The organism is Dokdonia sp. Dokd-P16 (genome assembly GCF_003095655.1).
Taxonomy (GTDB): Bacteria; Bacteroidota; Bacteroidia; order Flavobacteriales; family Flavobacteriaceae; genus Dokdonia.
In genome coordinates this window covers 1,888,053-1,901,909 of sequence record NZ_CP029151.1, presented here as the reverse complement: position 1 = coordinate 1,901,909, position 13,857 = coordinate 1,888,053, and the positions used below count along the sequence as shown (strand labels likewise).

The window sequence follows — 13,857 nt, the reverse complement described above, 5'->3', positions numbered from 1 at the left end:
TTCAACTTTTCTTAATTGGCGCGTGTTTACTCTCGCGTGTTTACTCGAATGCGATTTCTCCACAAGGTCGAAATGACTAGGGTTTGTTCAAGTTTAAGTTCAAATTCGATTTCAGCTTCAAGTTCTCAAATCCAACTGTTCTTACTCCTACGTGCTTACTCATGTGGAACATCCTCCCTAGCCCTCCTTCGAAGGAGGGGACTTTGATACAGATTTAGTTTTCAGCTTTTGTCATCTCGACGTTAGGAGAGATCTCAGAAACAAGCTCAGGAAGGTTGCTCACTCAGACCTGCTTACTCATATGTGATTTCTCCACAGGGTCGAAATGACGAGGGCTTGTTTTCTTCAAGTTCAAGCTCAAGTTCAAGTTCAACTTTTCTTAATTGGCGCGTGTTTACTCGAATGCGATTTCTCCACAAGGTCGAAATGACGGAGGCTTGTTTTCTTCTAGTTCGAGTTCAAGTTCAAGTTCAAGTTAAAATCGGCTTATTCATCTCCATATATTTCATATTGTATCAATTACAATCATAAGTTGTATTTTGGTAATGAAATAACAATCCAAACTATTTCTAGAATCAAATTATTAACGCGTGTTCTCTCTTTTTAAATATTGCTTGACATTAGATTGTGAAACACAGGCTTAAGACTGTTAGAAAAGAATGCACCAACCAAATTAAACAATGGAAGACGTACCGGATAACATTATCTCTGTTGAAGAGGCAGATAGCCTTTACAGAACTTATGGACAAAACAGAGCACCTTTTATAGAGGGTGGAGTAAATAAACTGTATGAAGATCTTGACAAGCCTTATGAAGCGACAAGATTTGTGACTGCAGATTATGAAAAGATGAAAGCATATATGGCTTTTATTGAGAAAGAATCCAAAGAAGCTGGTGTAACTCCAAAAGGACTTCGTATCTATTTTGGCGCTACAAAACCTGCAAAAGGGAAACCTGGCAGAGAAACTGTTTTTCTGAATCCAGTAGCTTCATTTAAAGGAATTGATGGAGATATTTCTTATGCAATTCATACAGATGTAAACGGCAATAAAGAAGCAATCACGGTAGGAGATGTGATAGATGGTAAAATACCAAAGCCTTCTGATAGTAAGTTAAGTAATGGAGTCATACAGAGTTTGGCAGGTGATGACTGGGAATATCCACCACCGCCGAGACAAAATGATCCTAACGATTATCATTAATAAAAATGTATTAAAATAATGAACACGATACGCATATTGATTCATACAATAGAGCTAGTAGCGGCATTGTGTTCATTATTTACTCTTTGGAAATATAAATCAACACCTCTCAAATATTTTTGTGTGTACTTATGGTATGTAGTATTGCACGAAGCTGCAGCATATTTCTTACTTAGAGAAGGTATTATAAGATTTCAACTCACTAACCTCTATGGATTCATCACTACATTTTTTGTGTTATGGATGAGTTACAAATACATTAAGATTAAAAAATTCAAGAATACAACTCTCATACTTTCTAGTATAGCGCTATTAATTTTTCTTGCAGAACTAATATTTAAAGGCTTCAAGGAAGTTCTTTTTGTCTCTAAAACTACGGGCTATCTAATAGCTCTAATAAGTTTATTTCTTTATATAATAGGACTCTTTAAGACAAATAGCTTACACAACCCCTTTCGGGAATTGTTTACATATTTTTTATTAGGTTTTACCTTGTTTTTAATATCAACGCCCGTAATATTATTAGCAAGAAATATGTATATAAATAATATTGAGATGAGTATTAAACTTTCATACATAATGGGGTTCATAGTTTTTTTAATGTACACCATCTTCTCCTTTGGCTTTATCTATTCTAAAAAGGCAGCTGACTTAGAAGAGAAGTAGATTAGTTTCTTGGTCAAGCTCTAACAACACTTGCCCTAGCTCACTTCCCATAAAGGGACATTTACCCCTACCTCATGAGTAGTAGGCATAGTATACTTGTATTTCCCTAGCTTGGTTAACGTTTTATTTACATTAATACTAACCAAAAACCCTACTACAAATGAAAACATGTAAATTTCTATCCATCCTTTTATTGGGTGGATTCTTAACAATAAGCTGCGGTGGTGACACCAAGGGCACGCCTCATACCGATGATCACGATGAAGAACCTTTGGCTGCTCCTGGCACCATAATTTCCTTGCAAGAAGCTGAAGATATGTACCACAGGTTTGGGAATCAAAGAGTACCACTTATAGAAAAATCAGTAAACATTGATAAAGATGGTGACTCTATTAAACCAGAAGATGATCGCTATGTACAGGCAACGCGCGCATTATCTATGGACTATAAAGATCTTAAGGCATATCTGGCTTTTATTGAGCAGCAAGCTAAATCCACAAAAACAGATATCTCGGGCCTACGTATTTATTTTTCTCAATATGAAAAAGGTAAAAATGACAATAGAGCGACCGTTTTTTTAAACCCAATAATGGAGGCAGGACAGAAAGGAGACATAAGAGATGATGTCGCTTTTGCAATTAAAACAGATGGTAATAAAAGTACAGCTGTACCTGTAGGAAAACTTATCAAAATTCCATCTGAGAAATCTAATAGAGCAGACTTAACAATGCCTATACAGAATGGCGTACAGAGTTTAGCAGGAAATAGTTTCCCTTGGAATCCACCACCAAAAAATGATCCAGATGATTTTCAATAAAACTAAGTCGTTTTAAATGTATGAAAAATTCAAAATAGCAGGTATTGCATCTGAGTTTATTGCGGCAATGTTTGCTTCTATATACTTCTACAAGTATCAAAACACAAAACTCAAATTGCTACTAATTATAATGTGGTACATACCTATTAATGAGGTATTAGGTCAGTACTTATTTGCAAGAACAGAAACTGGATACCTACTTTACAATTTATATCGCATTATAGTACCTGCAAGTTTTGTATATCTGATTAGCACACAAATTTCAGATTCATTGAGAAAGAAAATTGTATTCGCACTTTCTGCTTTTTGTTTTCTCACTTTTTTGATAAGTATCTATTTTTCAAATCCGCTTAAAGAATTCTCGAAAACTACTTTCACCATATTTACAATTGCTGTATTAATTTCATTATTAATCTATTTCATAGAGTTATTAAAATCTGACAAAGTATTAAATATGAGTAAAAATTTATTTCTATGGATTGCTCTCGGTTTTCTAATATTTTTTATTTCATTCCCTGTAATCTTACTCGCAAGAGAGTTTGTAAGTGACGGAGATAAAATCCACAGGTCGTTAAATTATATTCAATTTACAGTGGCCATTTTATCATACCTCACGATTGCCTTTGGCTTCTATTATGGAAATAAAATAGAAATGGACAAATAAAACTTTAACAATTAAAACAACATACTGTACACCCTGTGGACTACCTAATATACATAGTGCTATTATTTGAGTTTGCTGCCGCAATCTCTGCCACTGTATATTATAAAAAATACAAGGCAACACCATTAAAATGGATACTACCGCTTTTATGGTATATCGCTATTAATGAGTTTGCTTGTCACATACTACTGGCACCCTATAGATTTGAGATACTTTATAATTTTTATGAGGTTATTGTCTGCCTGGGTTTATTGATAATAACAAGATTGCATTTATCACATCATATACGCATCGCTATAGCAAATGTATTAATCGTAATAAGCGCTATTGCATTTACCATTACTGCGATTACTCAAGACCCTTTTAAAGACTGGCCTGTATACTCATTTACGTTATCTACCATATTAATCATTATAGCACTTACGCTTTACTTAGTAGAGCAATTAAGAAGTAATAAAATTGGAGCATATAGCAGAGATATCTTTTTGTGGGTGAGTATTGGTTTTTTGATATTCCATATCTCATATCCCGTTATAATGTTTTCGCGATACTTCCTTGTTACGGATAGTGTTTTTCTATATGAGGCGATTTTTCTTATTCAATTCATTGCAGTAATTGCGTGTTATGGCACGATTGCATTTGGTTTTTATAGAGGAGTACATTCAGCAACTTCAATAAGGCGCACCTTATGATTAAGGAGGAAGTTCTTGTCATATGGCTGGTCTGCGTGACCATTTTGTTTCTACTGTTTTTAGTAGCGACTTTGTTTTGTGCCATTGCGCTGTATTATCGTTTTGACAATAAGCCAAGATTGCCGTAAATACAGTTTTTTCTTATTTTGATATGAAATTTTAGTGTTGAGTACGCTTTCGCGAAAGCGTAACACAGCGCACCACGAGTAAAAATCTTACAAATTCCGTCCTTATAATTTATTACCTTTCGACACTAACTTAAAGAAACCCCTACTTGAGTACTCTAATGTATATCTCAGAAATTATAGTGGCACTTGTGGCAACTATCTACTTTTCTAAGTATAAACACCTCCCTATAAAAACCATACTGTATATTCTTTGGGTGGCGGTCATTACAGAAAGTATGGCTAAAATATACTCACACTATTACCACAATAATCACTGGGCATATAATCTTTATGCATTCTTGTTTTACATTTTGTTTTATAAAATGGTATATGATCATATAGAAAACACGACTAGAAAACGTATCGTAAAGTGGTTATCTACAGTGATGATTATAGCGATTATTATTAGAGCCTTTACAGTGCATGTGGTCACACACTACATGAGTATTATCTATAATATTGCCATGATCTTATTGGTCGTTTTACTTATGTATTATGCCATAGACCGTCTTAAGAGCGATGCTCCGCTTAGACTTAAAAACCAACTCGAACTTTTTATTTTTGCTGGATACTTATTATTTGGTATCACCTTTATACCATTAGCTCCATTTATGGTAGGCCAGATGGATTTTCAGTATTCAAAAGAATTATTAAACACCTTACGAGCAATCCAGACATTTTCTCTTGTAGTAACTAATATCATTTTAGTGTTTGGGTTTATATGGACAGACCCTAAGAAAGTAAGTGCTTACGAAATGTAGTTGTTTATAGTACGCTTTCGCGAAAGCGTATTTCTAAAACCATTACACATTGACTTTGGGGTAAATGCCCTATGGGTAATCAATATCAAAATAAGTACCTTCAACATTCACTATAATTACTCCAATCCAATCTATGCTTCTTATCCAAAATCAAGATAATGGCACTCTGTTTATAGTCCTTGTGGCTATTACCATATTACTATTGCTCCTCGTTGTTGTAGTGGTGCTCTTCTCTGTATTTATGAAACGTAAGAACACCTTACTCTTAGAACAAGAGCACACAAAGAAAAAGTTTGAAAAAGAAATCGCAGAGACGCAGATAGAAATACGAGAAGAAACGCTACGCAATATAAGTTGGGAGCTCCATGATAACATAGGCCAATTACTTACCCTTGCCAAAATCCAAACCCAAAATTGTGGTGGCAGCCAGCAAGATCTTGACGAGGCAGCAGCTACTATAGGCAAAGGACTTACAGAAATAAGAGCGCTCTCTAAGCTCATAAATCCAGAGGCTCTCAAAAATATGTCGCTACCGGAAGCTTTAAACCTAGAGCTAGAACGCTTTAACAGAATGGCGTATCTAAAACCATCTCTCAAAATTACAGGAAGCCCTATTACTATAGATAAAAAGATAGAGACCATCATCTTTAGAATCTTACAAGAGTTTTTTACAAACACAATAAAACACTCCAAAGCAACCAACATTGATGTGTACCTAAACTATAAAATGGACACACTTAATGTTACTATAAAAGATAATGGCGTAGGCTTTAATTATAAAGAAGCAAGAGCAAAAAACGGCATCGGGCTTACTAACATCGAGACAAGAGCAAATCTAATAGGAGCTCTTGTAGACTACAAATCAAACGTAGGCGAGGGCACAACACTATCACTTACATACAAACCAAAACAACCATGAAAACTATCGTTATTGTAGATGATCATACCTTATTAAGCCAAGCTATAAGCGGACTTGTAAATTCTTTTGATAATTTTGAAGTACTCTACACTTGTAAAAATGGTCAAGAACTTCTAGATAATCTTCGTTTTGAAAATAAGCGCCCAGACATCATCTTGATGGATGTAAACATGCCTATTATGGATGGTATAGAAGCTACCGCACAAGTAAAAGAGCTCTACCCTACGATTCTCATACTAGCACTCTCTGTAGAAGAGGATGACCACACTATCTTACAAATGATACGCGCAGGTGCAAAAGGGTATTTACTTAAGGATACAGAAAAAAAGACACTTGAAAATGCTCTGAACGAACTTGCATTAAATGGTTATTATCACACCAATACGGTGAGCCAACTACTTGTAAAAAGCCTAAATGGCAACAACAAAGATGCATTGCGAGATCGAGAGGTTGAATTTATAAAACATGCCTGTACAGAGATGACTTATAATGAGATTGCAGATGTTATGTTTTTGAGTCCAAAAACTGTGCAAGGCTATCGTGATAGCGTATTCTCAAAACTCAACTTAAAAAACAGGACAGGCTTAGTGATTTATGCCCTTAAAAATGGGCTATTTAGACCCTAATAAGGTACTAACATAGGTTACGTTAATCTAGCCATTGCTTTAAGTACTTCCTCTAGCTTACGCGCATCAATCTCCTCTTGTGAATGATATCTAAGCGAGCGCAATTGCTTGCGGCCTTCTCCAGCTATTAAAACATCATCAATCCCTGTACAAGTATCCCCTTAGGAAAAACGACATCTACAAATGTTTTTCTGAAATTTAAAAAGCAGAACATTTTACCCTTTAAGCTATAAAATGGTAAATGCCATTTATAACCCTCCTCTACTTCAGGAACGGTACGCTTAATCACTGCTTGCAACTCCATAAGCATAGAACGCCAAGGCTCTGGCTTAGCGAGGATGTATTCTTCGGCCGGGTTCATTGTTTTGTTTTATCTCTGTAATCTATAACTTTTTACGCTTTCGCAAAAGCAAAACAACTCCTACGACATTACCATCTTGATAAAATGACATTGTGATGTGACATTGATTGCACCCATTCAAAAAAACTATTGTGATGAATGCTTATCTTTCGCCTAGTAATCTCACTTCAATTTAAGACAAAACACCTGATTCTTTATGATTGACTTATCTGGCTTAGACATTGCCATTATCATTGCTCTTTTTGTAATCATTTTAGGCGTAGGTTTTTACGTAGGCAAAAGCGCAGGAAAAAATACCACACAATACTTTCTATCGGGTCGTAATATGCCGTGGTGGCTTTTGGGGCTTTCTATGGTGGCGACTACTTTTTCCACAGATACTCCTAATCTGGTAACAGATATTGTGCGTACTAACGGTGTATCAGGTAACTGGGTGTGGTGGGCATTCCTCGTTACTGGATTACTTACAGTATTTGTGTATGCAAAGTTATGGCGTAAGTCTGAGGTAAAAACAGATATTGAGTTTTACGAGCTTCGCTACGGTGGTGCTCCTGCTCGTTTTTTAAGAGGATTCAGAGCTATCTATCTTGGTATTGTATTTAACGTACTTGCTATGGCTGGCGTGACACTTGCCGCAATAAAAATAGGCGAAGTCATGCTTGGGCTAGATCCTGTTACAACAGTAGTTGTAGCTGGAGTAATCACCGTTGTTTTTAGTGCCATAGGCGGATTTAAAGGAGTGGTTTACACAGATTTTATATTATTCTTCGTGGCAATGGCAGGAGCTTTTGGAGCTGCATATTACATCGTAGGTATGCCAGAAATAGGCGGTCTAGAAGCATTGATTTCTCATGAGAATGTAAAAGATAAAATCAATCTCCTTCCAGATTTTAATAATACAGAAATGCTTATCACGTTGCTCATTATTCCGCTAGCGGTACAATGGTGGAGTTCTTGGTATCCAGGTTCTGAGCCTGGCGGTGGTGGATATGTGGCGCAACGTATGCTTGCCGCCAAGGATGAAAACCACGCCATAGGAGCAACCTTTTTCTATAATATCATGCACTACGCATTACGTCCATGGCCGTGGATTCTAGTTGCACTTGCTTCTCTTATAATCTTCCCAGACCTCGCAAGTATACAGGAGGCTTTCCCAAATATATCAGAAGATAAACTAGGCCAAGATCTTGCTTACTCTGCAATGCTCACGATGCTACCTAGCGGTTTGTTAGGTCTCGTGCTCGCATCACTCTCTGCCGCATATATGAGTACCATAAGTACGCACCTCAACTGGGGAGCATCTTACGTGGTTAATGATGTGTATGCACAACAAATTAAACCAGATGCAACAGAAAAAGAGCTCGTTGCTGTAGGTCGTATCACCACGGTAATTCTAATGGTGATAAGCGCACTCATTGCCCTGGCACTTACAAATGCACTACAACTCTTCAATATCATACTAATGTTTGGCGCAGGTACAGGACTCATTTTTATTTTGAGATGGTTCTGGTGGCGCATTAACGCGTGGACAGAGATAAGCGCCATGCTTGCCTCTGGTATCATTTCTATTCTCATAGAATTTACCCCATTTGGTGAAACACTCTTTGGAGCTAACGGGATGTTACCAGCATATGCCAAGTTCCCTTTTGTGGTATTTAGCTCGACGCTTATTTGGGTTGTTGTCACTTATCTCACACAACCAGAAACTAAAGAAACACTTTATGCGTTCTATAAAAAAACACAACCTGGAGGCCCAGGATGGAAGAAAATTATACTCCAAGCAGACCAAGAACAAGTAAACATCATAAAAACTACAGAAAAGTGGAATGTCCCTATGGGTATCGTCGCAATGTTGCTAGGATGTGTATTAATTTATGGAACGTTATTTACCACAGGCTATTTTATTTATGGGCAAATAACTAATGCACTTATTGGATTGAGCATTTGCGTTGTATCTGGAGGATTACTACTCAATGTTTGGAAAAAAATAAAAGGAAAAGTACTATAATGAGACTATCAATATTCATCACCATTTTGTGTTTGAGCTTAGGACTACAAGCGCAAGAAACTACAGAGATATATCAAAAAGCAGTAGCATTAATTAAAAAGACTCCAGAGTTTAAACAAACGGGAGCCACTACAATTGCAGCTTCTAAGCAAACAGTGAGTTTTACAAACCAAGCTTATGCCTTCTGGCTAGATGGTATGGACACACGTTTTGCAGACAAGGATTTTGAGAATTTTTATGGTGATTTATATCAGCCTATTGAGATTCCAGCTTTCAAAAAAGTGCGAGAAAAGAGAAGATCTCGCTACCAGCTTTATGTCTCAGAGACCGAGAATGATATGTTTGTGATAGAAATGCTTTCGCGAAAGCGTAAACGTACCGCAAAGTATCCTACATTTTATCAAGGAGGAAGTACATCGTTTCTATTTGAAAAAACAGCAACAGGCGTTCGACTTGTTGAAACACTAACGCTACAGAATAACTAGCGCATGATAGATTGCCAAAACATACTAGACAGCACTTATCAAAAGGTGTTGAAAATGGAAAATAAAGGGGCCGTTGCCAGCTATATACCTGAGCTATCGACAGTGAATCCTGATCAATTTGGCGTTTGTCTCATTACAAAAAACGGAGAACAGTTTACTTGTGGTGATGCCACGGTAAAGTTTTCTATACAAAGTATTGCTAAGGTATTATCCCTGAGCCTGGTGCTATCAAAAATAGGCGATAAGCTCTGGGATCGCATGGATTTTGAACCTTCTGGAACTGCCTTTAACTCGCTAGTACAACTGGAGAGTGAGAACGGAATCCCTAGAAATCCGCTCATCAATGCTGGTGCGATTGTGATGTGCGATATTATTTGTGACCTGTTTGATGATCCTAAAGCGGCGCTGCTGGATTATGTGAGAGAGGTTTCTGGCATTAAAGATCTTACCTACTCCACTGCTATCGCAACATCAGAACAAGCTACGGGCTATCGTAATTATGCGCTAGCAAATTTCATAAAGTCATTTGACAATATTAAAAACACATGCAATCAAGTTACAGACCTATACTTTCATCTTTGCTCTATAGAGATGACGTGTGAGCAACTAGCTTTTACTTTTGGGTTTCTGGCAAATAAAGGCAAGCAGATTCAAACAGACATGAAGGTGGTAAAACCTGCTCAGGCAAAACGTATAAACGCCATTATGCAAACCTGCGGGTTTTATGATGAGGCTGGTGAGTTTGCCTTCCGTGTGGGTCTTCCTGGTAAAAGTGGCGTGGGTGGCGGCATGGTTGCGATTTTACCTAATTCCTTCTCCATTGCCGTGTGGAGCCCTAAACTTAATAAACATGGTAACTCCTACCGTGGCATGAAATTTCTAGAATACTTTACAGACGAGACACAGGATACGGTTTTCTAAGAATTCTCTACCCTATTTTACATTCATCCTTTCTTTTTTGAGCAGAAGGATATTGTATACTTTGAGCGTTGTTACCCGCTTTACATTACAATTCCTCATTGCGCTAGCGCTCCATTGCGGGATTTTCATTGCAATCGGGGCTATGGAGTCATGCAGTTGTTTCTTAATGTATATTCTTATCTATTTAAGCATAACTTATAATAACCTCTATTCAAGAGCCTACGCTCACCCATCACCTACCTAGATTACCACTAAGCACATATCTTACAAGCACCTAGGGAAAAATAATTTATAATGTTTGCATAAATTCAAAATTAAAGTTAACTTTGAATTTCAAAGTACTTTATTATGGAGTCATCAAAATATCTAGAAGACATTGCAAGCATCAAAACGATGATGAGCAAATCTTCACGTTTTATGTCATTAAGTGGATTATCTGGTATACTTGCTGGAGTGTATGCTCTTATAGCTGCCGTTGTTGCACATTATTTAATTCAAGGGCATATTCAATTATTTGCTTCAAGTAGAGAAGATTTTTTAAATCTCATTTTAAGAATTTTTGCAACAGCAGAGCTTGCAGGAAACTTAATTATACTATTTCTAGTCACACTACTTCTTGCTATAGGAACTGGTATTATTTTAACTTACAAGAAAGCAGCTAGAAACAAAGAGTCCATTTGGGACACTTCGTCAAAACGACTTATTGCAAATTTTGCCATTCCATTAGTTACGGGAGGAGTCTTCTCTATCGTACTTATACAATATGGTATAATAGGTCTTATTGCTCCAGCAACACTTATATTTTACGGGCTTGCCTTAGTAAACGCAAGTAAATACACACTAGGAGATATCAAATACCTAGGACTTGCAAATATTATTATTGGCCTTATTGCTACTCAATTTATAGGATACGGATTGTATTTTTGGGCATTAGGCTTTGGAGTATTTCATATCATCTATGGAGTAATCATGTATAATAAATATGATAGAAGTCACTAGTATTTTCGCGAAAGCGTAAACTACACATCACAATAAATAGCCTTTTCAAAAAATCAAGAATGTCCATCATAAACAACATAAACAAAGCTTTTGATCATCGTATCCGCCTAGGGATTATGAGCGTGCTTATGGTGAATGAAAAGGCAGATTTTAAAGAACTAAAAGAGCTTTTAGGAGCTACAGATGGTAACCTTGCTAGTCACGCAAAAGCATTAGAAAAAGAGGCGTATATCGTGGTCCAAAAATCATTTATAGGCCGCAAGCCTAACACGAGTTATAGTGTTACGACCGCAGGTAAAAATGCATTTAAAAAACACATTGAAGCGCTTGAAAAATTACTAGGCAACAACTAACTATATTTTTTTATCATTTTACTTTGAAATACAAAGTACTTTATAATTATGGAAACACTTCGCTATTTATTACTAGAACGCTTATATGAATGGAGTAAAATCCCGTATAGATTGCTTTTTAAAAAAGAAGCTGCTTGGAATATTTCTGTAAGAGAATTACTAGCATATAGGCCACAGACGTTAGGGTACCATTTAGGATGTTTTTTATTAAGACATCAATTTACACCAGAACCTCAACTAGAAGATCACGACGTCTTTCACGTACTTACTGACACAAATAACTCTGTCCCTGATGAAATCGCCATGCAGTGGTTACTACTTGGTAATGCAAAGAGATCTCTATACCTCTTTATTGCACTCATCATAGGTTCAACATTATTTATAGATCATTATAAGTCCTTTATAAAAGCCTTTCAAAAAGGAAAGACTGCTCATCGCTTTTACAATCTCAATTACTTACAGTTACTCACACTACCGCTCACAGATTTACAACATACCTTAAAAATCAAACCTTTATGAAAACTTCAATAATAAGATGTCTAGGCGCTATCCTTTTTAGTCTTCTATTCTACGGTCAAAGCCTTGGCCTCAACATGCTATTATTTGCAATAATTACTGTAGTAGCGGTTCTTATCATTCGTTCGGAAACCAAGTTCAACAAATCATTTCTCCTTGCCGCAGGGCTCTATCTATTGAGTGCCGTATTTGTATTTACAGTAAATAGTTTGCTAGCGATCACCACTTGCATTTTGGCTTTTATTGTATTTGCAGGTAGTATCTCGGGAATTAAAAACGCAGTATATATACAGTGGCTCAACGGACTATATCAATCCTTACTAGGTGCTTTACATAGTATGATGAATCCAAATAAAGACATCCCTAAGGGAAAAAGTAATCACAATTATAAATTTATCATCCTTACCATAGCTGTTGTTACTACGCTGGTGGTGGTTTTTGCTACGCTCTATGGTAAAGCAAATCCTATTCTGGGTGAATGGATTGCGGCTATTAATCTTGATTTCGTAAATTTTAATTGGATACTTACTGCAGCTATGGGATATTATTTAATTCTAAATCTAACCTCAAAAGCAGAGCTAGATATCATTACTTCTATAGATCGCGATGCTTCTACTACCCTCTCTGAACAACCTATATCTGACATTAAAGCTACGAGCCTTCATAGAGAACAGCTACTCGGCACCATTCTATTAGGAGCACTCAATGCGCTTATAGTATTGTTTATAATTACAGACATCTGGTACGTATTACATGACCCACTTGAAGATGCAGCGACACTTTCTACCACGGTACACGATGGCGTGAGTGCACTTGTTACTTCCATTATTATTGCGATTACTACTATATTAATTCTCTTTAGAGGTGAACTCAATTTTTACAAAAAAAGTGAGACACTAAGGCATTTTACCTATGTATGGATTGCGCTTAACATCGTGATTATATTACTTACTGCTTATAAGAATTATATGTACAGCAGTGGTTTTGGACTTACTTATAAGAGAATAGGTGTATTTATTTATCTCACGCTTTGCATTTCTGGAATGGTTACTACTTATGTAAAAATTGCTCGTAAACACAATCTTCTATTTATGCTCAAATCAAATACCCGCGCAGCTTTTATACTTCTTATTATCATCTCAAGTTTTAATTGGGATCGTGCGATTACTACGTATAATCTGCACGAAGTAGGTACTCCAGACATTTCCTATTTACTTTCTATGAGGAGTAGCAATGGAGATATTTTATACGCTTTCGCGAAAGCGCACCCAGAAAAACCTATGAATCGTACAAGTATTCAACATCGCTATGAGCAATGGCAATCTTCATTATCTCGAGAAACCTGGCAATCCAAAACACTTTTAGGCTTACTACATCCAAACACGTCAACTTATGAAATTACCGATACCAGAACACGCTATTAATCGATTTGCACTTAAACTGGCAGCATTTAGTGCTTGTCTTGGAATCTTATTTGTGATTGTATTCTTTGTAACAGGAAGCACCCAAATTGCCATCATAGGTATTTATCATTTAATTCCTACGCTTCCAGTACATCTTATTGTTCTCGTATGCGTGCTTTTTAGTGCTGTGACTCATCGCAATGAGCTTCCAGAGCATTTTTTGACACTAATTATTATGCTATTAAATATTCCGCTAGCTTTTGCATGTGGCGCAATTGTTCTTAATTCTCTATAGTC

Annotated in this window: 16 protein-coding genes; 15 read left to right on the top strand and 1 reads right to left on the bottom strand. The window is 36.6% G+C overall.

Going from position 1 to position 13,857, the window contains the following annotated elements:
- Nucleotides 1-680: 680 nt before the first annotated feature.
- The 7 genes from DCS32_RS08550 to DCS32_RS08515 all read left to right on the top strand — a co-directional run bounded on the left by DCS32_RS08550 (nt 681) and on the right by DCS32_RS08515 (nt 6,514).
- Nucleotides 681-1,202: a hypothetical protein gene (locus DCS32_RS08550; RefSeq protein ID WP_108877892.1), complete on the top strand. Its 522-nt coding sequence runs from the start codon at nt 681-683 to the stop codon at nt 1,200-1,202.
- Between the two features lie 826 nt (nt 1,203-2,028).
- On the top strand, nt 2,029-2,685 hold the full coding sequence (locus DCS32_RS08540) for a hypothetical protein (RefSeq protein ID WP_162533619.1): 657 nt from the start codon (nt 2,029-2,031) through the stop codon (nt 2,683-2,685).
- A 16-nt stretch (nt 2,686-2,701) separates the two neighbouring features.
- A complete protein-coding gene (locus DCS32_RS08535) occupies nt 2,702-3,349 on the top strand; it encodes a hypothetical protein (RefSeq protein ID WP_108877889.1) in 648 nt (215 codons plus the stop codon).
- Between the two features lie 35 nt (nt 3,350-3,384).
- Nucleotides 3,385-4,041 (top strand): hypothetical protein, encoded by a 657-nt coding sequence (locus DCS32_RS08530; protein WP_108877888.1) that lies wholly within the window; start codon nt 3,385-3,387, stop codon nt 4,039-4,041.
- Between the two features lie 274 nt (nt 4,042-4,315).
- The gene (locus tag DCS32_RS08525; RefSeq protein WP_162533618.1) at nt 4,316-4,969 is read left to right on the top strand and encodes a hypothetical protein; all 654 of its coding nucleotides are present in this window, start codon (nt 4,316-4,318) and stop codon (nt 4,967-4,969) included.
- A 133-nt stretch (nt 4,970-5,102) separates the two neighbouring features.
- Nucleotides 5,103-5,888, top strand: coding sequence for a sensor histidine kinase (locus DCS32_RS08520; RefSeq protein ID WP_108877886.1), 786 nt, complete (start codon nt 5,103-5,105; stop codon nt 5,886-5,888).
- The gene (locus tag DCS32_RS08515) at nt 5,885-6,514 is read left to right on the top strand and encodes a response regulator transcription factor (protein WP_108877885.1); all 630 of its coding nucleotides are present in this window, start codon (nt 5,885-5,887) and stop codon (nt 6,512-6,514) included. The genes DCS32_RS08520 and DCS32_RS08515 overlap by 4 nt, the downstream gene beginning before the upstream one ends.
- Before the next feature lie 127 nt (nt 6,515-6,641).
- Here the strand turns inward: DCS32_RS08515 and DCS32_RS08510 are convergent, their stop codons facing one another.
- On the bottom strand, nt 6,642-6,875 hold the full coding sequence (locus tag DCS32_RS08510) for a DUF1801 domain-containing protein (protein WP_239057513.1): 234 nt from the start codon (nt 6,873-6,875) through the stop codon (nt 6,642-6,644).
- A gap of 196 nt (nt 6,876-7,071) precedes the next feature.
- On the opposite strand from DCS32_RS08510, the gene DCS32_RS08505 reads away from it, so the two are divergent.
- The 8 genes from DCS32_RS08505 (at nt 7,072) to DCS32_RS08470 (ending at nt 13,855) form a co-directional block, all read left to right on the top strand.
- Entirely contained in the window at nt 7,072-8,883 is a 1,812-nt protein-coding gene (locus tag DCS32_RS08505; RefSeq protein WP_108877884.1) for a sodium:solute symporter family protein, read from the top strand.
- On the top strand, nt 8,883-9,368 hold the full coding sequence (locus tag DCS32_RS08500) for a hypothetical protein (RefSeq protein WP_108877883.1): 486 nt from the start codon (nt 8,883-8,885) through the stop codon (nt 9,366-9,368). Before DCS32_RS08505 ends, DCS32_RS08500 begins: the two co-directional genes overlap by 1 nt.
- 3 nt (nt 9,369-9,371) lie before the next feature.
- On the top strand, nt 9,372-10,289 hold the full coding sequence (locus DCS32_RS08495) for a glutaminase (protein ID WP_108877882.1): 918 nt from the start codon (nt 9,372-9,374) through the stop codon (nt 10,287-10,289).
- Nucleotides 10,290-10,637: 348 nt separating this feature from the next.
- Entirely contained in the window at nt 10,638-11,288 is a 651-nt protein-coding gene (locus DCS32_RS08490; protein WP_108877881.1) for a hypothetical protein, read from the top strand.
- Nucleotides 11,289-11,347: 59 nt separating this feature from the next.
- Nucleotides 11,348-11,641: a winged helix-turn-helix domain-containing protein gene (locus DCS32_RS08485; RefSeq protein ID WP_108877880.1), complete on the top strand. Its 294-nt coding sequence runs from the start codon at nt 11,348-11,350 to the stop codon at nt 11,639-11,641.
- 48 nt (nt 11,642-11,689) lie between these two features.
- Nucleotides 11,690-12,160, top strand: coding sequence for a Coq4 family protein (locus DCS32_RS08480; protein WP_108877879.1), 471 nt, complete (start codon nt 11,690-11,692; stop codon nt 12,158-12,160).
- Nucleotides 12,157-13,581 carry a DUF4153 domain-containing protein gene (locus DCS32_RS08475; protein ID WP_108877878.1) on the top strand — a complete coding sequence of 475 codons (1,425 nt, stop codon included), beginning with the start codon at nt 12,157-12,159 and terminating at the stop codon, nt 13,579-13,581. Before DCS32_RS08480 ends, DCS32_RS08475 begins: the two co-directional genes overlap by 4 nt.
- On the top strand, nt 13,550-13,855 hold the full coding sequence (locus DCS32_RS08470; RefSeq protein WP_108877877.1) for a hypothetical protein: 306 nt from the start codon (nt 13,550-13,552) through the stop codon (nt 13,853-13,855). The genes DCS32_RS08475 and DCS32_RS08470 overlap by 32 nt, the downstream gene beginning before the upstream one ends.
- Nucleotides 13,856-13,857 lie beyond the last annotated feature (2 nt).

Coding starts and splice junctions, on each gene's coding strand:
- DCS32_RS08550 (WP_108877892.1), top strand. CDS start 681: ATGGAAGACGTACCGGATAACATTATCTCTGTTGAAGAGGCAGATAGC.
- DCS32_RS08540 (WP_162533619.1), top strand. CDS start 2,029: ATGAAAACATGTAAATTTCTATCCATCCTTTTATTGGGTGGATTCTTA.
- DCS32_RS08535 (WP_108877889.1), top strand. CDS start 2,702: ATGTATGAAAAATTCAAAATAGCAGGTATTGCATCTGAGTTTATTGCG.
- DCS32_RS08520 (WP_108877886.1), top strand. CDS start 5,103: ATGCTTCTTATCCAAAATCAAGATAATGGCACTCTGTTTATAGTCCTT.
- DCS32_RS08515 (WP_108877885.1), top strand. CDS start 5,885: ATGAAAACTATCGTTATTGTAGATGATCATACCTTATTAAGCCAAGCT.
- DCS32_RS08510 (WP_239057513.1), bottom strand. CDS start 6,875: ATGAACCCGGCCGAAGAATACATCCTCGCTAAGCCAGAGCCTTGGCGT.
- DCS32_RS08505 (WP_108877884.1), top strand. CDS start 7,072: ATGATTGACTTATCTGGCTTAGACATTGCCATTATCATTGCTCTTTTT.
- DCS32_RS08500 (WP_108877883.1), top strand. CDS start 8,883: ATGAGACTATCAATATTCATCACCATTTTGTGTTTGAGCTTAGGACTA.
- DCS32_RS08495 (WP_108877882.1), top strand. CDS start 9,372: ATGATAGATTGCCAAAACATACTAGACAGCACTTATCAAAAGGTGTTG.
- DCS32_RS08490 (WP_108877881.1), top strand. CDS start 10,638: ATGGAGTCATCAAAATATCTAGAAGACATTGCAAGCATCAAAACGATG.
- DCS32_RS08485 (WP_108877880.1), top strand. CDS start 11,348: ATGTCCATCATAAACAACATAAACAAAGCTTTTGATCATCGTATCCGC.
- DCS32_RS08480 (WP_108877879.1), top strand. CDS start 11,690: ATGGAAACACTTCGCTATTTATTACTAGAACGCTTATATGAATGGAGT.
- DCS32_RS08475 (WP_108877878.1), top strand. CDS start 12,157: ATGAAAACTTCAATAATAAGATGTCTAGGCGCTATCCTTTTTAGTCTT.
- DCS32_RS08470 (WP_108877877.1), top strand. CDS start 13,550: ATGAAATTACCGATACCAGAACACGCTATTAATCGATTTGCACTTAAA.